Here is a 26931-nt window from a genome sequence, read left to right on the forward strand (position 1 = left end):
GGGTGGTGTTCGGCGGGTGGGGTGCGGTGCCGGCCGCGACGGGTCACGGGCCGCTCACGGGGACTCCTCGACGGCGGCCGGCGTGGCCCGCCCGACGGCCGGTGCGGCCTCCCCGGACGGCCCTGGCGTGGGGCCTGGGTCCTTGACGGTGGGGTGGAGCGCGACCACGATGCGGTGCTCGCGACCGCCCTCGCCGTCCGCGTCGTGGTACTTGGCGATCAGCGCGCTCACCCCGCGGGTCAGCTCCTCCACGAACGCGGCCCGGTCGGCGGCGGAGGCGAAGCGCACCTCCCCGTCGAGGGCGTACGTCGCGAGCGGCTTGCGGGCCCTGGCCGCACCGGTGATCAGGGTGCCGACGTCGCGGACGAGCCGGGCGGCGACGGCCAGCAGCCAGCGCGCGGACAGCTGGTCGCGGAAACGCCCGGGGTCCGGCTGGACGGCGGCCAGCGCGAGCGGGGAGATCACGTACGAGGCCGCGGTGGCCCGCATCAGCCGCTCGGTGACGTTGCCCTTCCGGCGTTCGCCGGCCAGCTCGACCAGGCCGTGCGCCTCCAGCGTCCGCAGGTGGTAGTTCACCTTCTGCCGCGGCAGCCCGACCCGGGCGGCGAGCATGGCCGCCGACGCGGGCCCCTCCGCCAGCTCGGCGAGGAGGCGGGCCCGTACGGGGTCCAGCGTGGCGGCGGCGGCCGCCGAGTCCTCGATCACGCTCACGTCCAACATGGCTCCACCGTCTCACCGAAAAGTTTTTTTGTCCAGCTCACATTTCTTGTCGGTGAGCCGGGGACACCCGCCGGTAACGCCGGGGCCCCGGACGAAACACCGATTTCACCTGCCGCGCGAACGGACCTGACACCGCCGTGGGCCGTGTCCGCGCAGGTGACGCGGCGGAACGCCGGGGGCCCCAGCGCGTTACAGCGTGGTACTGCACCCCGCACCCCAGGGCTCCTAATGTCAGCCGTCAAGCGGCCCGGAGTTCACCTTCGCGGCCCGCTCATTGCCGCGACGTCGGAGGGAAGACCGATGAGTCGAGTAGTGCGCGCCGCGCTCGTCCAGACGAAGTGGACCGGCGACAAGGAATCGATGACCGACCTGCACGAGCGGTACGCCCGCGAGGCGGCCGCCCAGGGGGCGCAGGTCATCGGCTTCCAGGAGGTGTTCAACGCCCCGTACTTCTGCCAGGTGCAGGAGCCCGAGCACTACCGGTGGGCGGAACCGGTGCCGGACGGCCCGACGATCGTGCGGATGCAGGCGCTCGCCAAGGAGCTCCGCATGGTGATGGTGGTGCCGGTCTACGAGGTCGAGCAGGCGGGCTTCTACTACAACACCGCCGCCGTGATCGACGCCGACGGCAGCTACCTGGGCAAGTACCGCAAGCACCACATCCCGCAGGTCAAGGGCTTCTGGGAGAAGTACTACTTCAAGCCCGGCAACCTGGGCTGGCCGGTCTTCGACACGGCCGTCGGCAAGGTCGGCGTCTACATCTGCTACGACCGCCACTTCCCCGAGGGCTGGCGGGCACTGGGCCTCGCCGGTGCCGAACTGGTCTACAACCCCTCCGCCACCTCGCGCGGGCTGTCCGCCTACCTGTGGCAGCTGGAGCAGCCGGCCGCGGCCGTCGCCAACGAGTACTTCGTCGCCGCCATCAACCGGGTCGGCCAGGAGGAGTACGGCGACAACGACTTCTACGGCACGTCCTACTTCGTCGACCCGCGCGGTCAGTTCGTGGGCGACGTCGCCTCCGACAAGGAGGAGGAACTTCTCGTGCGCGACCTGGACTTCGGGAAGATCGAGGAGGTCCGTCAGCAGTGGGCCTTCTACCGGGACCGCCGCCCCGACGCCTACGGCCCGCTGACCGAGGCCTGAGGGGAGGGAGGGAACCGGTGAGCCGAACCCTGATCCGCGGCGGACTGGTCGTCACCGCCGCAGAGGAGGTCCACGCCGACGTCCTCGTCGAGGACGAGAAGATCGTCGCCCTCGCCACCACCGGCAGCACGGTCGCCGAGGGCTGGACGGCCGGCACCGTGATCGACGCGACCGGGACGTACGTCGTCCCGGGCGGTGTCGACGCGCACACCCACATGGAGCTGCCCTTCGGCGGCACCTTCGCCTCGGACACCTTCGAGACCGGCACCCGGGCCGCCGCCTGGGGCGGTACGACGACGATCGTGGACTTCGCCGTCCAGTCGGTGGGCGAGTCGCTGCGTGCCGGACTCGACGCCTGGCACGCCAAGGCCGAGGGCAACTGCGCCGTCGACTACGCGTTCCACATGATCGTGTCGGACGTGAACGAGGACAGCCTCAAGGAGATGGACCTCCTCGTCGACGAAGGGGTCACCTCCTTCAAGCTGTTCATGGCCTACCCCGGTGTCTTCTACAGCGACGACGGCAAGATCCTGCGGGCCATGCAGCGCGGTGCCGACAACGGCGGCCTGATCATGATGCACGCGGAGAACGGCATCGCCATCGACGTGCTCGTCGAGCAGGCGCTGGCCGCGGGCAAGACCGACCCCCGCTACCACGGCGAGGTCCGGCGGGAGCTGCTGGAGGCCGAGGCGACCCACCGCGCCATCCGGCTGGCCGAGGTGGCCGGTGCGCCGCTCTACGTCGTCCACGTCTCGGCCCAGCAGGCGGTCGCGGAGCTGGCGACGGCGCGCGACCGCGGTCTCAACGTCTTCGCCGAGACGTGCCCGCAGTACCTGTTCCTGTCCACGGACAACCTGGCGGAGCCGGACTTCGAGGGCGCCAAGTACGTCTGCTCGACGCCGTTGCGCCCGAAGGAGCACCAGGCGGAGCTGTGGAAGGGTCTGCGGACCAACGACCTGCAGGTGGTGTCCACGGACCACTGCCCGTTCTGCTTCGTGGGGCAGAAGGAGCTGGGCCGGGGTGACTTCTCGAAGATCCCCAACGGTCTGCCGGGGGTGGAGAACCGGATGGACCTGCTCCATCAGGCGGTGGTGGACGGGCACATCAGCCGGCGCCGGTGGATCGAGATCGCCTGCGCGACCCCGGCGCGGATGTTCGGGCTGTACCCGCGCAAGGGGACCATCGCGCCGGGCGCGGACGCCGACATCGTCATCTACGACCCCGATGCGGAGCAGGTGATGTCCGCCTCCACCCACCACATGAACGTCGACTACTCGGCCTACGAGGGCAAGCACGTACGCGGCAAGGCCCGCACCGTGATGTCGCGCGGCACCGTCGTCGTCGACCGGGACCGCTACCTGGGCCGGGCCGGCCACGGCCGCTACCAGACCCGCGAGACCTGCCAGTACCTCGTCTAGCCACCCCAGGGAGCAGAGCTATGGATTTTGGTCTCGTCCTGCAGACGGACCCGCCCGCGTCGGGGGTCGTGGAGCTGATGCGGCGCGCCGAGCGCAACGGCTTCACCCACGGCTGGACCTTCGACTCCACGGTGCTGTGGCAGGAGCCGTTCGTCATCTACAGCCAGATCCTCGCGCGGACGGAGCGGATGGTCGTCGGCCCGATGGTCACCAATCCGGGCACCCGTACCTGGGAGGTGACCGCGTCCACCTTCGCCACGCTGAACGAGATGTTCGGCAACCGGACGATCTGCGGCATCGGCCGGGGCGACTCGGCGATGCGTGTGGCGGGCCGCAAGCCCAACACCCTCGCCCGCATCGAGGAGGCGATGCACGTCATCCGCGACCTCGCCGAGGGCCGCGAGGCCGACCTCGGCGGCGGGACGGTGGTGAAGTTCCCGTGGGTGCGGCCCGGTGCGCAACTGCCGGTGTGGATGGCGGCGTACGGGCCGAAGGCGCTGGCGATCGCCGGGGCGAAGGCGGACGGGTTCATCCTGCAGCTCGCCGACGTCTACCTGACCGAGTGGATGGTCAAGTCGGTCAGGGACGCCGCGGTCGCCGCCGGCCGGGACCCCTCGCAGGTCAAGGTCTGCGTGGCGGCCCCCGCCTACGTCACCGAGGACGACTCCCCGCAGGCGCTGGCCCACGCCCGCGAGCAGTGCCGCTGGTTCGGCGGCATGGTCGGCAACCACGTCGCCGACCTGGTGACCCGGTACGGCGAGGTGTCGAGCGCGGTCCCCCAGGAGCTCACGGATTACATCAAGGCCCGTGAGGGGTACGACTACTCGCACCACGGCCGCACCGGCAACCCCGACACCGCGTTCGTCCCCGACGAGATCGTCGACCGCTTCTGCCTCATCGGCACCGCCGAGCAGCACATCGAGAAGCTGCGCGCCCTGAAGGCCCTCGGTGTCGACCAGTTCGCCCTGTACGACATGCAGGACGCCAAGGAGTCCACCATCGACGTCTACGGCTCCACCGTCATCCCCGCGCTCCGCGGCTGATCCCGGGCCCGCCATCCCCCCGCACGGCACGTTCGATCCCCGTTCCCCGCCTCGAACGAAGGGGGCTGCCATGACAGCCACCGCTCCACCCCCTGCCGGAAGAACCGGGGCCGACGGCCGCGTCGAGCTCCCGCCCGACGCCGTCCCGTCCGGCCCCTACGCCAACGAGGACCTGCTCCCCGTTCCGCTCGCCAAGCGGAAGTGGACCACGTACAACTTCACCGCGCTGTGGATCGGGATGGCGCACAACGTCGCCTCCTGGACCCTCGCCTCGGGCCTGGTCGCCCTCGGCATGGACTGGAAGCAGGCGGTGCTCACCATCGCCCTCGCCAACCTCATCGTGCTCGTGCCGATGCTGCTCACCGGCCACGCCGGTCCCAAGTACGGCATCCCGTTCCCGGTCTTCGCCCGCGCGTCGTTCGGGGTGCGCGGGGCCAACCTGCCCGCCCTGGTCCGGGCGGCGGTCGCCTGCGTGTGGTTCGGCATCCAGACCTGGATCGGCGGCTCCGGCATCTTCCTGCTCGCGGGGAAGCTCTTCGGCGACTCCTGGGCGACCGCCGGGACGATCGGCGGCTACCCGTGGACGCAGTGGCTCTCCTTCGTCGTCTTCTGGATCATCCAGGTCGCGATCATCGTGCGCGGCATGGAGATGGTGCGGCGGTTCGAGAACTGGGCGGCCCCCTTCGTCATCGTCGGCGCGATCGCGCTGCTGATCTGGATGAGCGTGAAGGCCGGCGGCTTCGGCCCGCTGCTCGACCAGCCCTCCGCCCTCGGCTGGGGCGGTGACTTCTGGAAGGTCTTCTTCCCCGCCCTCATGGGCATGATCGGCTTCTGGTCGACCCTCTCCCTCAACATCCCCGACTTCACCCGCTACGCCGCCGGCCAGCGCGCCCAGCTGTGGGGCCAGTCCCTCGGACTGCCCACCACGATGACGCTGTTCGCGCTGCTGTCGGTGCTGGTGACCTCCGGCTCGCAGGCGGTGTACGGCGAGCCGATCTGGGACCCGGTGGCGCTGGCCGCCAAGCTCGACAACTGGGCCGCGGTGCTCTTCGCGTTGATCACGGTCCTGGTGGCCACCCTGTCGGTGAACATAGCGGCCAACGTGGTCTCGCCCGCCTTCGACCTCTCCAACATCGCGCCGCGCAGGATCAGCTTCCGCACCGGTGCGCTGATCACCGCGGTCGTGGGCGTCGTCATCTTCCCCTGGAAGCTGCTGGCCAGCCCGCAGGCGTACATCTTCACCTGGCTCGGCACCGTCGGCGGTCTGCTCGGCACGGTGGCCGGCATCCTCATCGCCGACTACTGGATCCTGCGCCGCACCCGGCTGGAGCTGGCCGACCTGTACCGGACGGAGGGCCGCTACTGGTACGACGGCGGGTGGAACTGGCGGGCGCTGGCGGCGTTCGCGGTCGGCGGTGTCCTGGCCATCGGCGGCTCGCACTCCGGGCTCGACGCCAAGGGCGTCAAGCAGGGGCCGTTCCCCGTCGACGGGATGATCCCCTTCCTGAAGCCGCTCGCGGACTACGGGTGGGCCGTCGGCCTCGCCGCCTCCCTCCTCGTCTACCTCCTGCTCAGCCGTCTCGCGCCCGACCACAGGAGCTGACCCCGCCGGTTCGTACAGGGGCCCGGGTCCGGTCCGCTCAGCGGCCGGACCCGGGCCCCGCGGCGCGCTGCGCCTCGTGCGCGAGCAGCGCCACGTACAGCGAGGTGAGCTGCTCCCAGTCGTCCAGGTCGATGCCGAGCAGCGACTCGATGCTCTGCAGCCGCCGGTACAGGGCGGGCCGGCTGACGTGGTGCACCTGGGCGGCCGCCGACTTGTTGCGGCCCGTGGCCAGGTAGGTGCGCAGCACCTCCAGCAGCGCCGGGTTCCCCAGCAGGGGCCCCAGCTCCCGCCCGATGAAGGCCTGCAGCTCCGGCTCGTCGCGCAGCAGGCGGACCAGGCCGCGCAACCGCACGTCGCGCAGCCGGGCCACCGGTGCCCCGGGCGGGCCGGCGACCGCCGCGTCCGCCACGTGCACCGCCTCGACGAAGGAACGGCGGACCTCGTCCAGCTCCCGGCAGCCGAAACCCGCGCCGGCCACCGCGGTACGGTGCCGCCCGGCGAGCTCCTCGTGCACCCGCACCGCCACCTTGTGCACGGCGGCATCGGCGTCCTGACCGTACGGGATGCTCAGCAGGACCGCCGTGCCGGCGGAGCCGATCCGCGCCACCAGCCCGGCGACGCCGGGGTGTTCGGCCAGTACGTGCTCGATCAGCTCCGGCATGTCGTCCCGGCCCTCCGGCACCGCCCCGAGGGGGCGGACGACGACGGGCACGAAGGTGCGCCGGTTGACCGGGAGCCCCGCGGCGCGCACCCGGGTGACCAGCTGCTCGGGGCGGGCCGTGCCCGTCGCCAGGTCGTGCAGCAGCGACTCGGCGGCCTGGTCCTCCCAGCCCCGGTCCTGGTCACCGAGGAGGCGGTGCATGGCGAGCGCCTCGGAGGCACGGGCGCCCAGCACCCGGCCGAACTCCTCCGGGCCGTGGTAGCCGAAGAGCACCAGGCGCCCCCACTGCCGGCCCCGTGCCTCCAGCGGGGCGACGACCCAGCCGTCCGGGCCGACCGTCACCGCGCCGCTGCCGGCCAGTTCGGCGACCTGACCGGAGACCCGCTCCCAGTCGCGCAGCAGGTCGTTGAGCGAGCCCTTGTCCCCGGCCGAGGCCAGCACGCGCTGCGCGAGGTTGACGACGACGGCCGGGCAGCCGCTGTGCGCCGCTATCTCGTCCAGGACCTGCTGGAGGCTGGCGCCGGAGAGGTTGAGCGCGGTCAGCGAGGAGCGGACCCGGTCGGAGAGGTCGAGCGCGGCGAACCGGCCGTGCACCAGCCGCGCGTGCACCTCCTCGGTGAGCCGCGCGAACGGTGCCGGCCGGTGCAGCACGATCAGCGGCACCCCGCAGCGCTCGGCGGCCCGGCGCATCGGCTCGGGCGTGGTGCGGAACGCCCGGCCGAGGCCCAGGACGACCGCCGCGACGTCGGCGCGCTGCATCGACTCGACGTACTCGCGCTGCGCCCGCTCGTCGCCCGCCAGCAGCAGTCCGGTGGTCAGCACCATCTCCCCGCCGCTGAGCATGACCCCGACGTCCAGCGCCTCGGCCACGTGCAGCCAGCGCACCGCGCGGTGCAGATGGGCGGAACCGGCCACGACCTCCGGCACCCAGGGCGTCACGAGGTCGAGGTCGAGGACGTCGCGCACGGTGAGCCGCCCCGCCGCGCCCGCCGGGGGTGTGTCCGGTCTGCCGTCGCTCACGCGCCCACGCCCGTCCCTCGTGCTGCCAGGGGTGGGAGTCTAGTCACCCGCACCCCGCCCGGGGCCGGTCCGCGCGGGGGGATCAGAGGCCGTAGACGCGCCGGGCCGTGCCGGAGAAGACCTCCCGCCGCTCGCCGTCGTCCAGTCCGCCGGTCAGGGCGCGGGCGGCGTCGACCACCTCGGCGTAGGAGGCGGCGAGCCGGCACACCGGCCAGTCGGAGCCGAACATCAGGCGGCCGGGCCCGAAGGCGTCGAGGACGGTGGCGGCGTAGGGGGCGAGGTCGGCCGTCGTCCAGGTGTCCCAGTCGGCCTCGGTGACCATGCCGGAGAGCTTGCACACGGTGTTGGGCCGTGCGGCCAGCGACCGCAGGTCGTCGCTCCAGGGCCGCGTCCCGCCCTCGGAGATGGGCGGCTTGCCCAGGTGGTCGAGGACGAACACCAGCTCGGGCACGAGGCCGGCGGCGCGGGTCGCCGCCGGGAGCTGGCGGGCGAGCACCACCAGGTCGTAGACGAGCCCCGCGTCGGCCACCGCGCGCAGTCCGCGCAGCACGTCGGGACGGAGCAGCCACTCGGGGTCGGCTTCGCCCTGCACCTGGTGGCGGATCCCCACCAGGTGCTCGCCGCCCGGCAGTTCGCGCAGGGCCGCGAGCCGGTCCGCGACCGCGGGGTCCGTCAGGTCGGTCCAGCCGACCACCCCGGCCACCAGGTCGCTGCCCGCGGCCAGCGCCAGGAACTCCGGGGTCTCCGCGGCCACCGTGACGGTCTGGACGAGGACGGTCGCGGTGACCCCGGCGGCCTTCGCCTCCGGTTCCAGGTCGGCGAGGGAGAAGTCGCGGCGCAGCGGGGCCAGCCGCTCCCCGGTGATCCAGTCCTGGTCGCGCACCGACAGGTCCCACAGGTGGTGGTGCGCGTCGATGATGCCTTCCACCGCGGTCACAGCTGCCACACCACCGGCAGCGGCGCCCCGGCGCCCTCGGCGGAGTAGTCGTGGGCGACCTCCTGCAGCTCCGCCATCCGCGCCTGCCAGGCGATGTTGACGGGCAGCCGTTCCAGCGCGGCGAGCATCGCCGGGTAGTCGCCGACGTCCAGCAGGTGGAAGAGGTCGCCGCCGCTGCGCCAGATCGTCCACTCGCGCACGCCCGCGCCGCGGATGGCGGCGGTCAGCTCAGCGGGCACCTCTCGGTGCGCCGCCTCGTAGGCGGCGATCCGGTCCGCTCGCACCTTCGTGTGCAGGGCGACCCTCATGACACCTCCTCGTCCGGTACGGGTACGTCCGCGCGGAGCAGGCCCTCGGCGCGCAGGTCGGCCCACATCGGGGCCGGGAGCGGCAGCCGCAGCATCGCCGCGGTGTCCCGCGCCTCGTCGGCGGAGCGCAGCCCCACCAGCGTGCTCGCCACGGCGGGATGGGCCGCGGGGAAGCGCAGGGCGGCCGCGCGCAGCGGCACGCCGTGCCGGCCGGTCACCGACCGCAGGCGGCGGGCGCGGGCGAGCACGGGCCCGGGGGCGGGGGCGTAGTCGTACGTGGCGTCCTCGCCCGGGTCGATCAGCAGGCCCGAGTTGAAGGCGCCGCCCACGACCACGCTCGCGCCGCGGGCCGCGGCCAGCGGCAGCACCTCGGCCAGGCCCTCCTGCTCCAGCAGTGTGTAGCGGCCGGCCATCAGCACCACGTCGACGTCGGTGTCCCGCAGGAAGCGGGCGAGCATGGCGGTCTGGTTCATGCCCGCGCCGATCGCCCCGACCACGCCCTGCGCGCGCAGTTCCTCCAGCGCCGGGTACGCCTGGCCGAAGGCCTCCTCGGCGTGGTCGTCGGGGTCGTGGAGGTACACCACGTCGACGCGGTCCAGGCCGAGGCGCTCCAGACTCGCCTCGACGCAGCGCCGTACGCCGTCGGCGCTGAAGTCCCAGACGCGGCGCAGCCCGGCGGGCACGGCGAAGCCGTTCGCCAGGTCGTCCCCGCCCGGTCCGCCGGGCTCCAGCAGCCGCCCGACCTTGGTGGAGACGGTGTACTCGGCCCGCGGCCGGTCGCGCAGGGCGGCGCCGAGCCGGCGTTCGGACAGGCCGAGCCCGTAGTGGGGCGCGGTGTCGAAGTAGCGGACGCCTGCGTCCCAGGCGGCGTCCACGGCCGCGCGGGCGGCGTCGTCGGCGACCGGGGTGAAGAGGTTGCCGATCGGGGCGGCGCCGAAGCCCACCTCGGTGACGGCGACTTGGCTGCGGCCCAGGGTGGTGGTGCGCATCGCGGTCCGGGCCCTCACTTCCCGGCCGGGCGCAGCCGCAGCCCGGCCATGCCGCCGTCCACGGCGAGCGCGGTGCCGGTGACGGAGGCCGCGGCGGGGCTCGCCAGGTAGACGATGGCGGCGGCGACCTCGTCGGCGGTCACCAGGCGGCCCATCGGCTGCCGGGCGTCGAGGGCGGCGCGTTCCGCCTCGGGGTCGTCGGCGGCGTCCAGCAGCCGGGCCACCCACGGGGTGTCGGCGGTACCGGGGTTGACGCAGTTGACCCGGATGCCCTCGCGGACGTGGTCGGCGGCCATCGCCAGGGTCAGCGAGAGCACGGCGCCCTTGCTGGCGCTGTACAGCGCGCGCTGCGGCAGCCCGGCGGTGGCGGCGATGGAGCAGGTGTTGACGATCGCGGGACGGGCCGAGCGCCGCAGGTGCGGGAGCGCGGCGCGGGTGGTGCGCACGATTCCGAGCACGTTGACGTCGAGCACGCGGTGCCACTGCTCGTCGGGGTTGTCCTCGACGGTGCCCGCCGCCCCGATGCCCGCGTTGTTGACGAGGACGTCGAGGCCGCCGAGGGCTTCCGCCGCGCAGTCCACGGCGGCGCGGGTGGAGGCGTCGTCGCTGACGTCGGCCTTGAAACCCGTCAGGTGCGCCGGCAGTCCGTCCGGCGCCAGGTCCAGTACGGCGACGCGGGCGCCGCGCGCGGCCAGCAGCCGCGCGGTCGCCAGCCCGATCCCGGAGGCGCCGCCCGTGACCAGGGCCCCGAGGCCCTCCAGGTCGCGCAACTCCTCGCTCATGCCGTCCCACCTTCCTGCCGTGCCCGGTCGGCCACCCAGAACGTACCGTCGGGGTAGCGGTACGCGTCGATCGATTCCGGCCTCATCTGCGCGGAGAAGCCGGGCGCCACCGGAGCGGCGTAGTGGCCGCGGCGCATGACGACCGGCGTGGTGAAGTGTTCGTGGAGGTGGTCCACGTACTCGATGGAGCGGTCCTCGGTCGTGCCGGCCAGTGCCACGAAGTCGAACATCGACAGGTGCTGCACCAGTTCGCACAGTCCGACGCCGCCGGCGTGCGGGCACACCGGGACGCCGAAGGCGGCGGCCAGCAGCAGGATGGCCAGGTTCTCGTTGACCCCGCCGACCCGCGCCGCGTCGATCTGCAGCACGTCGATCGCGCCGGCCTGCAGCAGCTGCTTGAACACGATCCGGTTCTGCACGTGCTCGCCGGTGGCGACCCGGACCGGCGCGACCGCCTTGCGGATCGCGGCGTGGCCGAGGACGTCGTCGGGGGAGGTGGGTTCCTCGATCCAGTACGGGTCGAACTCGCCCAGCGCGGTGACCCATGCCACGGCCTCGGCGACGCCCCACCGCTGGTTGGCGTCGATCGCGATGCGCACGTCCGGGCCCACGGCGGCGCGGGCCGTGCGCATGCGCCGTACGTCGTCGCCCAGGTCGGCGCCGACCTTCAGTTTGATCTGGGTGAAGCCGTCGGCCACGGCCTGCTCGGCGAGGCGGGTCAGCTTCTCGTCGGAGTAGCCGAGCCAGCCGGGCGAGGTGGTGTAGCCGGGGTAGCCGTGCTCCAGCAGTTCGGCGGTGCGCGCGGCGGCGCCCTTCCGGCCCGCGCGCAACAGTTCCAGCGCGCGTTCGGGGGTGAGGGCGTCGGCGATGTAGCGGAAGTCGACCTGGGAGACGAGCCATTCGGGCTCGGCCTCGGCCAGCAGCCGCCACAGCGGAAGGCCCCGGCGCTTGGCGGCCAGGTCCCACACGGCGTTGACGACGGCTCCGATCGCCATGTGCATCACGCCCTTCTCGGGCCCCAGCCAGCGCAGTTGGCTGTCGCCGGTCAGGTCGCGGGCCACGGAGCCGGGGTCGGCGCACAGCTCCTCGACCGGCCGGCCGACGAGATGGGGGCGGAGTGCCTCGATCGCCGCGACCTGGACGTCGTTGCCCCGGCCGATGGTGAAGACGAAGCCGTGTCCTTCGTGGCCGTCGTCGGCATCGGTCCGCAGCACCACGTACGCGGCGGAGTAGTCGGGGTCCGGATTCATCGCGTCCGAACCGTCGAGCTCCCGTGAGGTGGGGAAGCGGATGTCGTGGGTGTCGATCGCGGTGATGCGGGCGGAGGTTGCGGACAAGTGGCTGCCTTTCACGCTCGGCCTGGCCAAGACATCGGAGGTCTCGCGCCACGGTGACTCTAGGCCTCCGGGACGGGGCTGGCAATCCATTCCTCGGATGTCTCGCCCCTCGAACTCCATTCGATCGTGTCCGTATAAGGGGTTGTCAGGGTCGCGGGACGGACTTACCTTCCTTTCGTCCGGGATACCTCGGATGAATCGCCCCGGCTTACCCGGACAGGGAGAACACGGCATGAAGCCCGCCCGCACGCGCTCCACCGCCGCGATCGCCGCGGCCGTTCTCGTCACGGCCGCGCTCGCCACCGCCTGCAACCGCGGCAGCACCGGCACCGCCGCCGGCTCCGGCGACGACAAGCCCGCCATCGGCATCGACCTGCCGCGCTCGGACTCCGACTTCTGGAACTCCTACGCGCAGTACGTCGAGAAGGGCATCGAGGACGTCGGCCTGAACGCGCTGCCGCGGAGCAACTCGCAGAACGACATCACCAAGCTCGTCGCCAACGTCCAGGTCTTCCAGAACACCGGGGCCAAGGCCGTCGTGATGGCGCCGCAGGACACCGGCGCCATCGCCTCCACCCTCGACACCCTCGCCGGCAAGAAGATCCCCGTGGTCAGCGTGGACACCCGCCCCGACAAGGGCGACGTCTACATGGTCGTCCGCGCCGACAACAAGGCGTACGGCACCAAGGCCTGCGAGTTCCTGGGCGAGCAACTGGGCGGCAAGGGCAAGGTGGCCGAGTTCCAGGGCGCCCTGGACTCCATCAACGGCCGCGACCGCTCCGAGGCGTTCGCGGCGTGCATGAAGGAGAAGTTCCCCGGCATCACGGTCTTCGAGCTGCCCACCGACTGGAAGGGCGACGTCGCCTCCGCCAAGCTGCAGAGCCTGCTCGCCCAGCACCCCGACCTGAACGGCATCTACATGCAGGCGGGCGGTGTCTTCCTGCAGCCGACGCTGGCCCTGCTCAAGCAGAAGGGCCTGCTCAAGCCGGCCGGGCAGAAGGGCCACATCAGCATCGTCTCCAACGACGGCATCCCGCAGGAGCTGGACGCCATCCGCAAGGGCGAGATCGACGCCACCGTCTCCCAGCCCGCCGACCTCTACGCCAAGTACGCGCTGTACTACGCCAAGGCCGCCGCGGAGGGGAAGACCTTCAAGGCGGGCCCCACCGACCACGACTCGACGATCATCAGCATCCCCAACGGCCTGGAGGACCAGCTCCCCGCGCCGCTGGTGACCAAGGAAAACGTCGACGACAAGGCCCTGTGGGGCAACAACATCGGCTGACCGTCCGTCCGCACCCGAAGAACGGAAGACCACCATGGCGGACCCCGCCACCGCGCCGCCGGCCGTGGCCGAGGCGACCGGGATCAGCAAGCGGTTCGGCGCCACCGTGGCGCTGCGCGACGCGGGCATCTCGGTCGCCCCGGGCGAGTCGCACGCCCTCGTGGGCCGCAACGGCGCCGGCAAGTCCACCCTCGTCGGCATCCTCACCGGCCTCCAGCAGCCCGACGACGGCACCCTGCGCTTCTCGGGCGAACCGGCGCCCTCCTTCGGCGACACCGACGCCTGGCGCTCCAGGGTCGCCTGCGTCTACCAGCGCTCCACCGTCATCGGCGACCTCTCCGTGGCCGAGAACCTCTTCCTCAACCGGCAGAGCCCCGGCGCGCTGCGCCCCATCCGGTGGACGGCACTGCGCCGCCGGGCGGCCGAACTGCTCGGCGAGTACGGCGTCGACATCGACCCCGCCGCACGCGCCCGCGACCTCACGGTCGAGCAGCGGCAGTTCGTGGAGATCGCACGCGCCCTGTCCTTCGGCGCCCGCTTCATCATCCTCGACGAGCCCACCGCCCGGCTCGACGCCCGCGGTATCACCCGGCTCTTCGACAAGCTCCGCGACCTGCAACGGCAGGGCGTGGCCTTCCTCTTCATCTCGCACCACCTGCAGGAGGTCTACGACCTCTGCACCACCGTCACCGTCTACCGGGACGCCCGGCACATCGTCACCGCCCCGGTGGCCGAACTGGACCACGACGCCCTGGTCGAGGCGATGACCGGGGAGAGCGCCGCCGCGCCCGCGGCCGGCGCCCCGGCGGGCGGCCGGGCGGCGGCCACCGGCGGCGCGCCGCTGCTGGACGTGACCGGCCTGACCCTGCGCGGCGCCTACGCGGACGTCCGCCTGGAGGTCCGCGCCGGCGAGGTCGTCGGCCTCGCCGGGGCCACCGCCAGCGGAAACGTCCGGCTGGGGGAGACCCTCGCCGGACTGCACCGCGCCGACGCCGGGCGGATCACCGTCGCGGGCCGGGAGGTGCGCGGCTCCGGCGTCCCCGCCGCCCTGGCCGCGGGGGTGGGCCTGGTCCCCGAGGACCGCCACCACCAGGGCCTGGTCGGCACGCGCAGCGTGGCCGAGAACGCCACCCTCACGGTCACGGACCAGCTCGGGCCGTTCGGCACCGTACTGCCCTCGCGGACCCGCGAGTTCGCCGAGCGCATGATCAAGGACCTGGACATCAGGACGCCGGGCGCGGCGACCTCCGTCTCCGCGCTCTCCGGCGGCAACCAGCAGAAGGTCGTGGTCGCCCGCGCCCTGGCCACCGACCCCCATGTGCTGGTCGCGGTACGGCCCACCAACGGGGTGGACGTGCGGTCCAAGGAGTTCCTGCTGGGCAGGATCCGCAAGGTCGCCGACGACGGCCGGGCCGCGCTGGTCGTCTCCGACGAGCTGGACGACCTCAGGGCGTGCGACCGGATCGTGGCGATGTTCCACGGCCGGGTGGTCGCGGAGTTCGGCCGGGGCTGGCGTGACGAGGAACTGGTCGCCGCCATGGAGGGCGTGGCCGCCCGTCCCGCGCAGGAGCGGGACACCGAGCAGGGAGAGGAAGAGGAAGGGTAGCCATGTCCACCACCACTGACGTCACCGAGCCGCCGGCGCCCACCGCCGAGGCGGCCGCGGCCGGGACGCCGCGCCGCGTACCGGGCGGGCTCGCCCGCTTCCGCGAACTGTCCCTCGTCCCCGCCATCCTGGTGCTGGGCGTCATCGGCTTCATCGTCTCGCCGGCGTTCCTCACCTCCGACAACCTCATCGGGGTCGCCCAGCAGTCCACCGAGCTCAGCCTGCTCGTGCTGGCCCAGGCGCTGATCCTCATCGCGGGCCGGATGGACCTGTCGCTGGAGTCCACCATCGGCGTCGCGCCGGTCATCGCCGTCTGGCTCGTCCTGCCCTCGGCGGGCGGCCGCTTCAACGGACTGGAACTGCTGCCGGTCTGGACGGCGATACCGGTGTGCCTGCTGGTCGGCGCGGTCATCGGTGCCGTCAACGGCTTCTTCATCCTCAAGCTGCGGCTGAACGGCTTCATCGTCACCCTCGGCGCGCTCACCATGCTGCGCGGGCTGCAGATCGCCATCTCCGAGGGCCGTTCCATCGTGGAGCTCCCCGGTTCCTTCACCTACCTCGGCCACGCCTCCTGGGCCGGGGTGCCCGCCGCGATCTGGGTCTGCGCCCTGCTCTTCGCGGTCGGCGGCTGCGCGCTCGCCTGGCTGCGGCACGGCCGGGCGCTGTACGCGATCGGCGGCAACCCCGAGGCCGCGCGCACCGCGGGCATCCGGGTGGACCGGATCACCTGGGTGGTGCTCATCGTGGGCGGCGTGCTCGCGGCCTTCGCGGGCGTGCTCTACAGCGGGCACTACGGCTCGATCTCCGCTGACCAGGGCAGCGGCTGGATCTTCCAGGTCTTCGCCGCGACCGTCATCGGCGGGGTCAGCCTCAACGGCGGCCGCGGCACGCTCTTCGGGGCGCTGACCGGTGTCCTCACCCTGCAGCTGGTCGTGAACGTGATGACCCTGGCGGGCGTGCCCCCGCTGTGGAACCAGTTCCTCAACGGGGCCATCATCATCGTCGCCCTGATCATCTCCCGCTTCGCCTCGGGCGAGAAGCAGGAGTGAGGCCGCGGGGCGGGGGCCGGCGGGATCAGTAGTAGCCCTCGACCGGGACCCGGGCCTCGTCGTACAGGGCCGGGCCGTCCTGCGGCACGTGCGGGAAACCGGCCTTGGCGGCGGGCGACTTGAGCCCGGTGAGCTGGTCGGTGGACAGGGCGTAGACGACCCGGCCCAGGCCCGAGCGCTCGATGGCGCCCGCGCACATCCCGCAGGGCTGGCAGCTGGTGTACAGGGTGGTGGCGGCCGCGGTGGCCGGATCGAGCTCCCGGGCCGCCCACCGCGCCAGCTTCAGCTCGGGGTGGGCGGTGATGTCGTCGTCGCTCAGGCTGCTGTTGCGGTCCTCGGCGAGCACGGCGCCGTCCGGCCCCGCCAGCAGCGAGCCGAAGGGCGGGTTGCCGGACGCACGGGCCTCCGCGGCCAGTTCGACCGCCCGGCGCAGCAGCCGGGTCGTCATCTCGTCGGTCATCGTCACTCCGTTCGTGAGCGGTGGGCGGCGACGGCCGCGAGCGCCTGCCACGCCGTCTGCGGGCGCAGGATCTCGTGGGGGTCGCCGTTGAAGGGGTCCAGGACGACGGTGTCCGCGCCGAGCGCCCGCAGTCCGTCGAGGTCGGCGGTGATCTGGTCGAGGGTGCCCTCGCCGGCGAGCCGGTCCGGCCCGGTCACCGGTCCCGGCGTGAGCCGCAGCGCGATGCGCGGCGCGAGTGCGGGTACGGGCCGTCCCTGCTCGCGGGCCTGAGAGGCGAGGTCGCCGACGGCCTCGCGCAGCCAGGGCAGGGTGAACCGCAGCGGATGCCACGCGTCGCCGACGCGGACCGCCCGCCGTCGTCCCGCCGTGCTGTTGCCCCCGATCCAGAGCGGCACGGGGCCGCCGGCGTAGTCCGCCTCGTCCTTCCAGGCCTCGCGCAGTGCCGCCAGGTACTCGTCCGTCAGCGCGCCGCGCCGCTCGTGGGGGACGCCGAGCGCCGCGAACTCCTGCCGCGCCCAGCCGACGCCCACGCCGAGCACCAGCCGCCCGCCGCTGAGCGCGTTGAGGTTCGCGGCCATCCGGGCGGTCAGCAGCGGATGCCGGTACGGCAGGATCAGCACCGTCGTCCCCAGCCGGATCTTGTCGGTGACGCCCGCGAGCCAGGACAGGGTGGTGAAGGGCTCGTAGAAGGGTGCCGGGTACTGCTCCGCCACGTCCGGCGTCACCACGACGTGGTCGGAGACCATCAGCAGGTCGAAGCCGAGACCCTCCACCGTCCGCGCCCAGTCGCGCAGCACGCCGGGGTCGGTTCCGGGCCCGAAATTGGGGACGTTCACACCGATTCGCACTCCGTCAGGCTATCCAGCCGGAGGTCCCGCCTGGAAGGCATTCCTCGCGGTGTGGGCGACGCCCGGCCGTGGATCCGCCGGTATCTTCGCCGCATGGCCGAGAATCTCGACGCGACCGACTGGACGATCCTCACCGAGCTGCAGCGCGACGGCCGGGTGCCCTTCACCGAACTGGCCCGCCGGGTGAGCCTCAGCGCCTCCGCGACCACCGAGCGGGTCCGCCGGCTGGAGAGCCTGGGCGTCATCACGGGCTACCGCGCGGAGGTCGACCTCGGCAAGGCCGGCTACCCGGTCCTCGCGGTCGTCCGCCTGAAGTACCCCGGCAGCCGGCACGAGCCCCTGCACCGGCTGCTCGCGGAGCGTGCGGAGATCCTGGAGTGCCTGCGCACCACCGGGGAGGAGTGCTACGTGCTGAAGGTCGCCGCCGCGTCCATGGGCCACCTGGAGGAAGTCATGGACGAGCTGGCGCAGTTCGGGAGCGCGACGACCAGCGTCGTCTATCGGCAGACCCTGCCGTACCGGGGTCCCGGCGGCGCTCCTTCGGGCATGCTGTGAGCGTGGAGTCTGCGAAGGTCGTCGAAGAGCTGTGGCAGCGGATCCAGGCGCGCGACTGGGCCGGTGCCGGTGAACTGATCGCCGAGGACGCCGTGGTGGAGTGGCCCGTGAGCGGCGAGCGCATCGTCGGCAGGGCCAACTTCCTCGCCGTCAACAGCGAGTACCCGGAAGGCTGGTCGATCCGCGTCCTGCGGGTCGTGGGCGACGGCGACCAGGCCGTCTCGGAGGTCGAGGTGCCGCACGTGGACCTCGGGCTCTTCCACGCGGCGTCGTTCTGGACCGTCCGCGACGGGCGGATCGTCGCCGGACGGGAGTACTGGACGAGCCCGGGCGCCGACCCCCGCCCGGAGTGGCGCGCCCGCTACGTCGAGCCGATGTAGCGGGCGCGCGCCCTCGTACCGTGCGGGACGGTCAGCCGCCGATCGCCGGGTCGCTGGTGCTCTCCCGGCCCGTCTCGACGTGGCCGGCCAGCCGGCGCCGGAAGGTGCCGTCGTGGTCGGAGGTCACCGACAGGTCGTACCAGCCGTGGCTGCGGTGCGTCTCGGCCACGTGCACGACACGGGCGCCCGGACGCAGCCGGTGGGACGCCGGCTTGTGCTCGCCGTAGCCGTCCTTGACCGTGAGTGTGACCGTCGAGTGGCCCTGGTTGGTCAGGACCAGGCGCACGGCGCCGCTCCCGCCGTCGTGGCGGGCGCCGACCTCGGCACCCGCCGCCGCGGCCCGGCCGGCGAACCGGCGCAGGAAGCCGTTGGGGCCGTGCACGGTGAGGTCGTAGTCGCCGTGGGCGCCCGCGGCGACGTTCCAGGCGCCGGTGAGCGAGTGCCCCGACCCGACGGTGTACGTCCACGGACCGGAGGCGTCCGTCGTGGAGGTGACCAGGAAACCGGCGCCGGCCTCGCCGTGGGAGGCGAACTCGATCCGCAGCGAGCCCGCGGCGCTGACCGCGCCGTCGGCGGCGAGGTCGTACGGGACGGGCCGTGCGGGGCGCAGACCGCGCTCCTGACGGGGCAGCGAGCCCTTCGCGGGAGGGACCGGGGAGTAGTCGGGGTGACGGTCGCCGTCCGGCGGGAGGTAGCCGTCGGTGTCGGGCAGCCGCGGGGTGCGGCTGTCCTTGTGCCGGAAGTCGAAGGCCGTCGTCAGATCGCCGCAGACGGCGCGGCGCCAGGGGGAGATGTTGGGCTCGGTCACGCCGAAGCGGCGCTCCATGAACCGGATGATGGAGGTGTGGTCGAAGGTCTGCGAGCAGACGTAGCCGCCCTTGCTCCAGGGGGAGACGACGAACATCGGGACGCGCTGACCCAGCCCGTACGGACCCGCCGGGTGCCCGCTGTCGCCGGCGTACACGTCGCGGGTGACGTCGACGGTGGACGCGCCCTGTGCGGACGAGCCGGCCGGGAACGGCGGCACGACGTGGTCGAAGAACCCGTCGTTCTCGTCGTAGGTGATGAACAGCGCGGTCCTGCTCCACACCTCCGGGTCGGAGGTGAGCGCGTCGAGGACCTGCGAGATGTACCAGGCGCCGTAGTTGGCGGGCCAGTTGGGGTGCTCGGTGAAGGCCTCGGGGGCCACGACCCAGGAGACCTCCGGCAGCTTCCCTGCCTTGACGTCGGCGCGCAGGAGGTCGAAGAAGCCCTCGCCCTTGCGGGCGTCGGTGCCGGTGCGGGCCTTGTCGTACAGCGGGTCGCCGGGCTTGGCGTTGCGGTACTGGTCGAAGTACAGCAGCGAGTTGTCGCCGTAGTTGCCGCGGTAGGCGTCCTCGATCCAGCCCCAGCCGCCGGCGGCGTCCAGGCCGTCGCCGACGTCCTGGTAGATCTTCCAGGAGACCCCGGCCTTCTCCAGCCGCTCGGGATAGGTCGTCCAGGAGTAGCCCAGTTCGTCGTTGCCGAGGACCGGGCCGCCGCCCTTGCCGTCGTTGCCGGTGTGGCCCGTCCACAGGTAGTAGCGGTTGGGGTCGGTGGATCCCATGAAGGAGCAGTGGTAGGCGTCGCAGATGGTGAAGGCGTCGGCGAGCGCGTGGTGGAACGGGATGTCCTCACGGGTCAGGTGCGCCATCGTCGTGGCGGACTTGGCCGGGATCCACTGGTCGTACCGGCCCTTGTTGAAGGCGGCCTGGGTGTCCTTCCACCCGTGCGGCAGGTCCTCAAGGAAGGCCAGACCGAGGTCGTCGGCGTCCGGGTGGAAGGGCAGCACCTCCTTCGTGCCGTCCGACTGGTGCCAGACCGGCTTGCCGCTCGGCAGCGTCACGGGGTGCGGGTCCCCGAACCCCCTGACGCCGCGCAAGGTGCCGAGGTAGTGGTCGAAGGAGCGGTTCTCCTGCATCAGGACCACGATGTGCTCGACGTCCTTGAGGGAACCGGTGGTCCTGTGCGCGGGTATCTCCGCCGCGCGGGCGATGCTGGTGGACAGCGCGGTCAGGGCGGCCGTACCGCCCGCCAGTTGCATGAACCTTCTGCGGTCAAGGGCGTTCATGAAGGGCCTGTCTCCCGGAAGATGCGATGGGCCGTCGATGTGTGGAGCCGTCAGCTTCCTCAACTTGTCCGAACAAGTGGGGGCCAGTACGCGAACCGTTCGGGAAACCTGCCCCAACCGGGCCACGGTCGGCGGCGCCGTGACCTGGCCTGCCGTGCCGCTGAGGGCGTGCGGGGAGAGCGTGCACACTGAGCCCATGAACCGTCTCGAACGCTGGGAGCAGCAGACCAGGGCGCCGCTGCTCGCCCTGGCCGTGGTGTTCGGCGCCGCCTACGCCCTGCCGATCCTGGTGCCGGCCGCCGACCCCTCGCTCATCACCACCGCGCACTGGACGGAGCGCACGGTCTGGGCCCTGTTCGCCGCCGACTACGTGGTCCGGCTGGGGCTGAGCGAGCGTCGCTGGGAGTTCGTCAAGCGCCAGCCGCTCAGCCTGGCGGTGGTCGTCCTCCCGCTGCTCCAGCCGCTGCGCCTGCTGCGGCTGGTCTCCGCGCTCTTCCTGGTCGGCCAGCGGGTGCGGATGGCGGCTCAGGTGCGCCTGACGACGTACGTCGTCGGTGCCGTGCTCGGGCTGCTGGCGTTCGGATCGGTCGCCGTCCTCGAGGTCGAGCGCAACTCCCCGCACGGCAACATCCGCACCATCGGCGACGCCCTGTGGTGGTCCTTCACCACGATGACGACCGTGGGCTACGGGGACCACGCCCCCACCACCGGCGTCGGCCGGCTGATCGCCGTCGGGCTGATGCTCTCGGGCATCGCCCTGCTCGGTGTGGTCACCGCCAACATCGCCGCCTGGTTCCTGGCCCGCTTCCAGGAGGACGAGGAGGAGAACCGGCGGGTCCAGGAGGTCACGGAGGAGCTGCTGCGGGAGGTCCGTGAGCTGCGCCGCCAGGTGGCCGACCTCACGCAGGCCACGGCCGCCGCCCGCGCCGGGGCGTCCGGGCACCTCGCGAACAGCGCGGTCGAACAGGGCGTCGAATAGGGCATCGCGTCCGAACGGATCAAGGGCGCACGGGAATGGGCTAGGTCACAGGTGTGCCCCCTGCTGCTCACCTGCTCACGGGCACTAACCTCTGAGCATGACGGTCCTGCCTGATGACGGGCTTTCTCTGGCCGCCGAATTCCCGGATGCGACCCACGAGCAGTGGCGGCGCCTCGTAGAGGGCGTCCTGCGCAAGGCGGGCAAGGACGTCTCGGGTCAGGCGGCGGAGGACGCTCTGTCCACCACCCTCGAAGACGGGCTGACCACGCGCCCGCTGTACACCGCGCCCGACGCGCCCGACGCCTTCGGCGACCGCGTCGGCCTCCCCGGCTTCGCGCCCTTCACCCGGGGCGGCGCCCCGGCGGGCGGCGTCCTCGGCGGCTGGGACGTGCGCCAGCGCCACGCCCGGCCCGACGCGGCCCGCGCGAACGAGGCGGTGCTCGCCGACCTGGAGAACGGCGTCACCTCCCTCTGGCTCGTGCTCGGCGACGCCGGGCTCCCGGTGTCCGCGCTCGGCGCGGCCCTGGACGGCGTCTACCTCGACCTCGCCCCGGTCGTGCTCGAGGCGGGTGCGGACTTCGAGGCCGCCGGGCAGGCGCTGCTCGCGCTGTACGACGAACGCGGCGTGGCCCGTCGGGCCGCGCGCGGCAACCTCGGCGCCGACCCCCTCGGCCACGTCGCCCGCACCGGTGACGCCGACGCGCTCGCCGCGCACACCGCCGCCGCCGCGGGGCTGGCCCGCCGGGCCCACGAGCAGTACCCGGGGCTGCGCGCGCTGACCGTGGACGCCCTGCCGTACCACGAGGCGGGCGGCTCGGCCGCCGAGGAACTCGGCGCCTCCCTGGCCACCGGTGTGGCCTACCTGCGGGCGCTCACCGAGGCCGGACTGCCGGTCGACGCGGCCTGCGGTCAGCTGGAGTTCCGCTACGCCGCCACCGCCGACCAGTTCCTGACGATCGCCAAGCTGCGCGCGGCGCGCCGGCTGTGGGCCCGCGTCGCGCAGGTGTGCGGCGCGACCGCGGCGGCGGGGCAGCGCCAGCACGTCGTCACCTCGCCGGTGATGATGACCCGCCGTGACCCGTGGGTGAACATGCTGCGCACCACCGTCGCCACGCTGGGCGCCGGTGTCGGCGGCGCGGACTCGGTCACGGTGCTGCCGTTCGACCACGCGCTGGGCCTGCCCGACGCCTTCGCGCGCCGCATCGCCCGCAACACCTCCACCATCCTCCTGGAGGAGTCCCACCTGGCCCGGGTCGTCGACCCCGCCGGCGGCTCCTGGTACGTGGAGCGCCTCACCGACGAGCTCGCCGGGGCCGCCTGGGCCTGGTTCCAGGAGCTGGAGCGCGCCGGCGGACAGGCCGCCGCCCTCGCCTCCGGCCTGGTCGCCGACCGCCTGGCCGCGACCTGGGCCAAGCGGGCCCAGGCGCTGGCGAAGCGCCGCGAACCGATCACCGGCGTCAGCGAGTTCCCGTTGCTGTCCGAGGCACCCGTCGAGCGCGACCCGGCCCCGGCCGCGCCCTCCGGAGGGCTGCCGAAGGTCCGCCGCGACGAGGCCTACGAGAACCTGCGCGCCCGCTCTGACGCCCACCTGGCCGCGACCGGGTCCCGCCCGAAGGTCTTCCTGGCCGCCCTCGGTCCCGCCGCCGCGCACACCGGCCGCGTCACCTTCGCCGCCAACCTCTTCCAGGCCGGCGGCGTCGAGCCCGTCCACGACCCGGTGGCGGTCGACGCCGCGACCGTGGCCGAGGCCTTCGCCCGCAGTGGTGCGCAGATCGCGTGCCTGTGCTCCAGCGACGCGCTGTACGAGGAGCGTGCCGCGGACGTCGCCGCGGCGCTGAAGGCCGCGGGCGCGGGCCGGGTGTTCCTGGCCGGGCGTCCGGGCGGGCACGAACAGGCCTACACGGCGGCCGGCGTCGACGGCTTCGTCTTCGCGGGCGGCGACGCGGTCGCCGTCCTGACCTCCGTACTCGACCGGATGGGAGTGGCGTGATGCGGATCCCGGACTTCTCGGAGATCGAGCTGGGACCGGGCGCCGGGAACGGCGCCACCGAGGAGCAGTGGCGCGCCGCGGTCAAGGAGACCACCGGCCGCGGCGCCGAGGACCTGGTGTGGGAGACGCCCGAGGGCATCGGCGTCCAGCCGCTCTACACCGGTCGCGACCTGGAGGGCCTGGACTTCCTGGGCACCTACCCGGGCATCGCGCCGTACCTGCGCGGCCCGTACCCGACGATGTACGTCAACCAGCCCTGGACGATCCGGCAGTACGCGGGCTTCTCCACCGCCGAGGAGTCCAACGCCTTCTACCGGCGCAACCTCGCCGCCGGCCAGAAGGGCCTGTCGGTCGCCTTCGACCTGCCCACCCACCGCGGCTACGACAGCGACCACCCGCGCGTCACCGGCGACGTCGGCATGGCGGGCGTCGCCATCGACTCGATCTACGACATGCGGCAGCTCTTCGACGGCATTCCGCTGGACCGGATGACCGTGTCGATGACGATGAACGGCGCCGTGCTGCCGGTGCTGGCGCTCTACATCGTGGCCGCGGAGGAGCAGGGCGTACCGCCCGAGAAGCTGGCGGGGACCATCCAGAACGACATCCTCAAGGAGTTCATGGTCCGCAACACCTACATCTACCCGCCGAAGCCCTCGATGCGGATCATCTCCGACATCTTCGCGTACACCTCGCAGAAGATGCCGCGCTACAACTCGATCTCCATCTCCGGCTACCACATCCAGGAGGCCGGGGCCACGGCCGACCTGGAGCTCGCCTACACCCTCGCCGACGGCGTGGAGTACCTGCGCGCCGGGCTCGGCGCGGGCCTGGACGTCGACGCCTTCGCGCCGCGGCTGTCGTTCTTCTGGGCGATCGGCATGAACTTCTTCATGGAGGTCGCCAAGCTGCGCGCGGCCCGACTGCTGTGGGCCAAGCTGGTCAGGCAGTTCGAGCCGGCGAACGTGAAGTCCCTTTCGCTACGCACCCATTCGCAGACCTCCGGCTGGTCGCTGACGGCGCAGGACGTCTTCAACAACGTCACGCGCACCTGCGTGGAGGCGATGGCCGCCACCCAGGGCCACACCCAGTCGCTGCACACCAACGCCCTCGACGAGGCGCTGGCGCTGCCCACGGACTTCTCCGCGCGCATCGCCCGCAACACCCAGCTGCTGCTGCAGCAGGAGTCGGGCACCAACCGGGTCATCGACCCCTGGGGCGGCTCCGCGTACGTGGAGAAGCTGACGTACGACCTGGCGCGGCGCGCGTGGCAGCACATCCAGGAGGTCGAGGCCGCCGGCGGTATGGCGCAGGCCATCGACGCGGGCATCCCCAAGATGCGCGTCGAGGAGGCCGCGGCCCGCACCCAGGCGCGCATCGACTCCGGCCGGCAGCCCGTCATCGGCGTCAACAAGTACCGGGTGGACAGCGACGAGAAGATCGAGGTCCTCAAGGTCGACAACTCCTCCGTGCGCGCGCAGCAGATCGCCAAGCTGCGCCGGCTGCGCGAGGAGCGCGACGAGGCCGTCTGCCAGGACGCGCTCGCCGCGCTGACCACCGCCGCCGAGCGCGGCGCGGGTCAGGGTCTGGAGGGCAACCTGCTGGCGCTCGCGGTGGACGCGGCCCGCGCCAAGGCCACCGTGGGCGAGATCTCCGACGCCCTGGAGAAGGTGTACGGCCGGCACGCCGGGCAGATCCGTACGATCTCGGGTGTGTACCGGAACGAGGCAGGGGAGTCGCCGTCCGTGGACCGCACCCGCGCGCTGGTCGACCGCTTCGAGGAGGCGGAGGGCCGCCGTCCGCGCATCCTCGTCGCCAAGATGGGCCAGGACGGTCACGACCGCGGGCAGAAGGTGATCGCCACCGCCTTCGCCGACCTCGGCTTCACGGTGGACGTCGGGCCGCTCTTCCAGACCCCAGCCGAGGTCGCCCGGCAGGCGGTGGAGGCCGACGTGCACATCGTCGGTGTCTCCTCGCTCGCGGCCGGCCACCTCACGCTGGTGCCCGCGCTGCGCGAGGAACTGGCGGCCGAGGGCCGGGAGGACATCATGATCGTGGTCGGCGGCGTCATCCCGCCGCAGGACGTCCCCGAACTGCTCGGCATGGGCGCGGCCGCGGTCTTCCCGCCCGGCACCGTCATCCCCGACTCGGCGTACGACCTGGTCACGCGGCTGGCCGCCGCGCTCGGCCACGAACTGTGAGCCCATGCCTCCCCCCATCGACCTGGACGCGTACGTCAAAGGCGTGCTGGACGGCTCCCGGGCCTGGATCGCCCGCGGCATCACCCTGGTGGAGTCGTCGCGGCCCGACCACCGGGAGCTCGCCCAGCGGCTCCTGACCGAGCTGCTGCCGCACGCGGGCAACGCCCGCAGGATCGGCGTCAGCGGGGTGCCGGGGGTGGGCAAGTCCACCTTCATCGACGCCTTCGGCACCCTGCTCACCGGGCTCGGCCACCGGGTCGCGGTGCTCGCCGTCGACCCGTCGTCCACGCTGACCGGCGGCTCCATCCTGGGCGACAAGACCCGGATGGAACGGCTCGCGGTGGACCGTTCGGCCTTCGTGCGGCCCTCGCCCTCGGCCGGGACGCTCGGCGGCGTGGCCAAGGCGACCCGGGAGTCCATGGTCGTGGTGGAGGCGGCCGGCTACGACGTGGTGCTCGTGGAGACCGTGGGTGTCGGACAGTCCGAGACCGCGGTCGCGGGCATGGTCGACACCTTCCTGCTGCTGACGCTGGCCCGGACCGGTGACCAGCTCCAGGGCATCAAGAAGGGCGTGCTGGAACTCGCCGACGTCATCACCGTCAACAAGGCCGACGGCCCGCACGAGCGCGACGCCCGCGCCGCCGCGCGTGAACTGTCCGGCGCCCTGCGGATGATGACCCCGGTGGACGCCGGCTGGACCCCGCCCGTGCTGACCTGCAGCGCCCGCGAGGGCACCGGCCTCGACACCCTGTGGGAGCGGCTGGAGCAGCACCGCACGCTGCTGGAGTCCACGGGCCGGCTGGCCGCCAAGCGGCGCGACCAGCAGATGGAGTGGGCCTGGAGCATGGTCCGCGAGGAACTGCTGGGCCGCCTGCGGGGCCACCCCGAGGTGCGCAGGCTGACCCCGGAGATCGAACGGCAGGTCCGGGAGGGCACGCTGACGCCCACCCTGGCCGCCGCGCGCATCCTCGACGCCTTCTCGGGCTGAGCCCGCAGACCCTTGGGCTCACGCCGCCCGGGCCTGGTCCCGGGGCACGGCGCACCGCCCCGCCGACCACAGCGCACCGGGCATGTTGCAGTCCGGGCCGACCTGGTGGCGGTCGACGTAGGCGAACAGCCGCCGCGCCTCCGCCATGTGGCCCGGGCACGCGAACGAGCCGTGCCCGGGGAGCCATTGGATGTGCCACCGTGCGGGCTCCCCGCACGGCTGCGTCGCGCCGGTCGCGACACGGCCGCACGGCGTCATGCCGTCGACGGGGATCGGGGTGAGCCGGGGCGTGATGGGACCGGTCATGGGGCAGGCCTCCTCTGCCGCGTGACGCGACGTGACCTGTGTGCGTGTGGGGGGATGAGCCGCTTGTGCGCACTCGATGTCGGTATGCCCCGTCGTGGCCGCCTCCGACGCATGTGCGAGGGTCAGGAGTTGGTAACCCTGCCGCCCCGGGGCGGCAGGGTTACCAACTCCTGACCCTCGCACATGCGTCGGAGGTTATACGCATTGTGAGCTTCCGACGAAAACGCTTAGTTT

The 26931-nt window shown here is 72.7% G+C and carries 24 protein-coding genes; 13 read left to right on the forward strand and 11 right to left on the reverse strand.

Features of this window, described 5'->3' with window-relative positions:
• Positions 1-54 precede the first annotated feature (54 nt).
• Positions 55-720: an ArsR/SmtB family transcription factor gene (locus PV341_RS25310; RefSeq protein ID WP_500324320.1), complete on the reverse strand. Its 666-nt coding sequence runs from the start codon at positions 718-720 to the stop codon at positions 55-57.
• 300 nt (positions 721-1020) lie between these two features.
• Between PV341_RS25310 and PV341_RS25315 the strand changes: the two genes are divergently transcribed.
• The 4 genes from PV341_RS25315 (at position 1021) to PV341_RS25330 (ending at position 5927) form a co-directional block, all read left to right on the forward strand.
• Positions 1021-1863: a nitrilase-related carbon-nitrogen hydrolase gene (locus PV341_RS25315; RefSeq protein WP_500324319.1), complete on the forward strand. Its 843-nt coding sequence runs from the start codon at positions 1021-1023 to the stop codon at positions 1861-1863.
• Between the two features lie 17 nt (positions 1864-1880).
• Entirely contained in the window at positions 1881-3281 is a 1401-nt protein-coding gene (gene hydA / locus PV341_RS25320) for a dihydropyrimidinase (RefSeq protein WP_500324318.1), read from the forward strand.
• 20 nt (positions 3282-3301) lie between these two features.
• Entirely contained in the window at positions 3302-4324 is a 1023-nt protein-coding gene (locus PV341_RS25325) for a TIGR03842 family LLM class F420-dependent oxidoreductase (protein WP_500324317.1), read from the forward strand.
• A gap of 70 nt (positions 4325-4394) precedes the next feature.
• On the forward strand, positions 4395-5927 hold the full coding sequence (locus PV341_RS25330) for an NCS1 family nucleobase:cation symporter-1 (protein WP_500324316.1): 1533 nt from the start codon (positions 4395-4397) through the stop codon (positions 5925-5927).
• A 37-nt stretch (positions 5928-5964) separates the two neighbouring features.
• On the opposite strand, the gene PV341_RS25335 is transcribed toward PV341_RS25330, so the two are convergent.
• The 6 genes from PV341_RS25335 to PV341_RS25360 form a co-directional block, all read right to left on the reverse strand.
• Positions 5965-7608, reverse strand: coding sequence for a PucR family transcriptional regulator (locus PV341_RS25335; RefSeq protein WP_500324315.1), 1644 nt, complete (start codon positions 7606-7608; stop codon positions 5965-5967).
• A gap of 82 nt (positions 7609-7690) precedes the next feature.
• Positions 7691-8545, reverse strand: a complete 855-nt coding sequence (locus PV341_RS25340; protein ID WP_500359032.1) for an amidohydrolase family protein — start codon at positions 8543-8545, stop codon at positions 7691-7693.
• A complete protein-coding gene (locus PV341_RS25345) occupies positions 8542-8853 on the reverse strand; it encodes an L-rhamnose mutarotase (RefSeq protein ID WP_500324313.1) in 312 nt (103 codons plus the stop codon). The genes PV341_RS25340 and PV341_RS25345 overlap by 4 nt, the downstream gene beginning before the upstream one ends.
• Entirely contained in the window at positions 8850-9842 is a 993-nt protein-coding gene (locus PV341_RS25350) for an aldo/keto reductase (protein ID WP_500324312.1), read from the reverse strand. The genes PV341_RS25345 and PV341_RS25350 overlap by 4 nt, the downstream gene beginning before the upstream one ends.
• Before the next feature lie 14 nt (positions 9843-9856).
• A complete protein-coding gene (locus PV341_RS25355; RefSeq protein WP_500324311.1) occupies positions 9857-10624 on the reverse strand; it encodes an SDR family NAD(P)-dependent oxidoreductase in 768 nt (255 codons plus the stop codon).
• Complete coding sequence (locus PV341_RS25360) at positions 10621-11961, reverse strand: enolase C-terminal domain-like protein (RefSeq protein WP_500359033.1); 1341 nt, start codon at positions 11959-11961, stop codon at positions 10621-10623. The genes PV341_RS25355 and PV341_RS25360 overlap by 4 nt, the downstream gene beginning before the upstream one ends.
• Positions 11962-12193: 232 nt before the next feature.
• Between PV341_RS25360 and PV341_RS25365 the strand changes: the two genes are divergently transcribed.
• From PV341_RS25365 to PV341_RS25375, 3 genes are read left to right on the forward strand one after another with little or no spacing between them, the layout of a single operon-like run.
• Positions 12194-13246, forward strand: a complete 1053-nt coding sequence (locus PV341_RS25365) for a sugar ABC transporter substrate-binding protein (protein ID WP_500359034.1) — start codon at positions 12194-12196, stop codon at positions 13244-13246.
• A gap of 34 nt (positions 13247-13280) precedes the next feature.
• A complete protein-coding gene (locus PV341_RS25370) occupies positions 13281-14852 on the forward strand; it encodes a sugar ABC transporter ATP-binding protein (protein ID WP_500359036.1) in 1572 nt (523 codons plus the stop codon).
• Between the two features lie 2 nt (positions 14853-14854).
• Complete coding sequence (locus PV341_RS25375; RefSeq protein WP_500324308.1) at positions 14855-15901, forward strand: ABC transporter permease; 1047 nt, start codon at positions 14855-14857, stop codon at positions 15899-15901.
• 25 nt (positions 15902-15926) lie between these two features.
• Here PV341_RS25375 and PV341_RS25380 read toward each other — a convergent pair whose 3' ends face one another.
• Positions 15927-16361, reverse strand: a complete 435-nt coding sequence (locus PV341_RS25380) for a nucleoside deaminase (RefSeq protein WP_499510654.1) — start codon at positions 16359-16361, stop codon at positions 15927-15929.
• A gap of 2 nt (positions 16362-16363) precedes the next feature.
• Entirely contained in the window at positions 16364-17209 is an 846-nt protein-coding gene (locus tag PV341_RS25385) for a TIGR03619 family F420-dependent LLM class oxidoreductase (protein WP_500359037.1), read from the reverse strand.
• A gap of 93 nt (positions 17210-17302) precedes the next feature.
• Here PV341_RS25385 and PV341_RS25390 point away from each other — a divergent pair, with 93 nt between their 5' ends.
• A complete protein-coding gene (locus PV341_RS25390; RefSeq protein ID WP_500324306.1) occupies positions 17303-17764 on the forward strand; it encodes an Lrp/AsnC family transcriptional regulator in 462 nt (153 codons plus the stop codon).
• A 2-nt stretch (positions 17765-17766) separates the two neighbouring features.
• Positions 17767-18144, forward strand: a complete 378-nt coding sequence (locus PV341_RS25395; RefSeq protein WP_500324305.1) for a nuclear transport factor 2 family protein — start codon at positions 17767-17769, stop codon at positions 18142-18144.
• A 31-nt stretch (positions 18145-18175) separates the two neighbouring features.
• On the opposite strand, the gene PV341_RS25400 is transcribed toward PV341_RS25395, so the two are convergent.
• Positions 18176-20233: a phosphocholine-specific phospholipase C gene (locus tag PV341_RS25400; RefSeq protein ID WP_500359038.1), complete on the reverse strand. Its 2058-nt coding sequence runs from the start codon at positions 20231-20233 to the stop codon at positions 18176-18178.
• A gap of 196 nt (positions 20234-20429) precedes the next feature.
• Here PV341_RS25400 and PV341_RS25405 point away from each other — a divergent pair, with 196 nt between their 5' ends.
• The 4 genes from PV341_RS25405 to meaB all read left to right on the forward strand — a co-directional run bounded on the left by PV341_RS25405 (position 20430) and on the right by meaB (position 26391).
• Positions 20430-21212: a potassium channel family protein gene (locus PV341_RS25405; RefSeq protein WP_500324303.1), complete on the forward strand. Its 783-nt coding sequence runs from the start codon at positions 20430-20432 to the stop codon at positions 21210-21212.
• 97 nt (positions 21213-21309) lie between these two features.
• Positions 21310-23202 (forward strand): methylmalonyl-CoA mutase small subunit, encoded by a 1893-nt coding sequence (gene mutA / locus PV341_RS25410; protein WP_500359040.1) that lies wholly within the window; start codon positions 21310-21312, stop codon positions 23200-23202.
• Positions 23202-25403 (forward strand): methylmalonyl-CoA mutase, encoded by a 2202-nt coding sequence (gene scpA, locus PV341_RS25415; RefSeq protein ID WP_500324301.1) that lies wholly within the window; start codon positions 23202-23204, stop codon positions 25401-25403. Before mutA ends, scpA begins: the two co-directional genes overlap by 1 nt.
• Positions 25404-25407: 4 nt before the next feature.
• On the forward strand, positions 25408-26391 hold the full coding sequence (gene meaB / locus PV341_RS25420) for a methylmalonyl Co-A mutase-associated GTPase MeaB (RefSeq protein ID WP_500324300.1): 984 nt from the start codon (positions 25408-25410) through the stop codon (positions 26389-26391).
• A gap of 18 nt (positions 26392-26409) precedes the next feature.
• Here meaB and PV341_RS25425 read toward each other — a convergent pair whose 3' ends face one another.
• Positions 26410-26697, reverse strand: a complete 288-nt coding sequence (locus PV341_RS25425) for a hypothetical protein (RefSeq protein ID WP_500324299.1) — start codon at positions 26695-26697, stop codon at positions 26410-26412.
• Positions 26698-26931: the final 234 nt, after the last annotated feature.

This window comes from Streptomyces sp. PA03-1a (genome assembly GCF_033792805.1).
Lineage (GTDB): Bacteria > Actinomycetota > Actinomycetes > Streptomycetales > Streptomycetaceae > Actinacidiphila.

What these genes read in the sequence shown, in the direction of transcription:
- PV341_RS25380 (WP_499510654.1), bottom strand. Translation starts at nt 16,361, where the DNA reads ATGACCGACGAGATGACGACCCGGCTGCTGCGCCGGGCGGTCGAACTG.
- PV341_RS25355 (WP_500324311.1), bottom strand. Translation starts at nt 10,624, where the DNA reads ATGAGCGAGGAGTTGCGCGACCTGGAGGGCCTCGGGGCCCTGGTCACG.
- PV341_RS25315 (WP_500324319.1), top strand. Translation starts at nt 1,021, where the DNA reads ATGAGTCGAGTAGTGCGCGCCGCGCTCGTCCAGACGAAGTGGACCGGC.
- PV341_RS25400 (WP_500359038.1), bottom strand. Translation starts at nt 20,233, where the DNA reads ATGAACGCCCTTGACCGCAGAAGGTTCATGCAACTGGCGGGCGGTACG.
- PV341_RS25345 (WP_500324313.1), bottom strand. Translation starts at nt 8,853, where the DNA reads ATGAGGGTCGCCCTGCACACGAAGGTGCGAGCGGACCGGATCGCCGCC.
- PV341_RS25390 (WP_500324306.1), top strand. Translation starts at nt 17,303, where the DNA reads ATGGCCGAGAATCTCGACGCGACCGACTGGACGATCCTCACCGAGCTG.
- PV341_RS25370 (WP_500359036.1), top strand. Translation starts at nt 13,281, where the DNA reads ATGGCGGACCCCGCCACCGCGCCGCCGGCCGTGGCCGAGGCGACCGGG.
- PV341_RS25375 (WP_500324308.1), top strand. Translation starts at nt 14,855, where the DNA reads ATGTCCACCACCACTGACGTCACCGAGCCGCCGGCGCCCACCGCCGAG.
- PV341_RS25365 (WP_500359034.1), top strand. Translation starts at nt 12,194, where the DNA reads ATGAAGCCCGCCCGCACGCGCTCCACCGCCGCGATCGCCGCGGCCGTT.
- PV341_RS25330 (WP_500324316.1), top strand. Translation starts at nt 4,395, where the DNA reads ATGACAGCCACCGCTCCACCCCCTGCCGGAAGAACCGGGGCCGACGGC.
- PV341_RS25325 (WP_500324317.1), top strand. Translation starts at nt 3,302, where the DNA reads ATGGATTTTGGTCTCGTCCTGCAGACGGACCCGCCCGCGTCGGGGGTC.
- PV341_RS25310 (WP_500324320.1), bottom strand. Translation starts at nt 720, where the DNA reads ATGTTGGACGTGAGCGTGATCGAGGACTCGGCGGCCGCCGCCGCCACG.
- meaB (WP_500324300.1), top strand. Translation starts at nt 25,408, where the DNA reads ATGCCTCCCCCCATCGACCTGGACGCGTACGTCAAAGGCGTGCTGGAC.
- scpA (WP_500324301.1), top strand. Translation starts at nt 23,202, where the DNA reads ATGCGGATCCCGGACTTCTCGGAGATCGAGCTGGGACCGGGCGCCGGG.
- PV341_RS25350 (WP_500324312.1), bottom strand. Translation starts at nt 9,842, where the DNA reads ATGCGCACCACCACCCTGGGCCGCAGCCAAGTCGCCGTCACCGAGGTG.
- PV341_RS25425 (WP_500324299.1), bottom strand. Translation starts at nt 26,697, where the DNA reads ATGACCGGTCCCATCACGCCCCGGCTCACCCCGATCCCCGTCGACGGC.
- mutA (WP_500359040.1), top strand. Translation starts at nt 21,310, where the DNA reads ATGACGGTCCTGCCTGATGACGGGCTTTCTCTGGCCGCCGAATTCCCG.
- PV341_RS25405 (WP_500324303.1), top strand. Translation starts at nt 20,430, where the DNA reads ATGAACCGTCTCGAACGCTGGGAGCAGCAGACCAGGGCGCCGCTGCTC.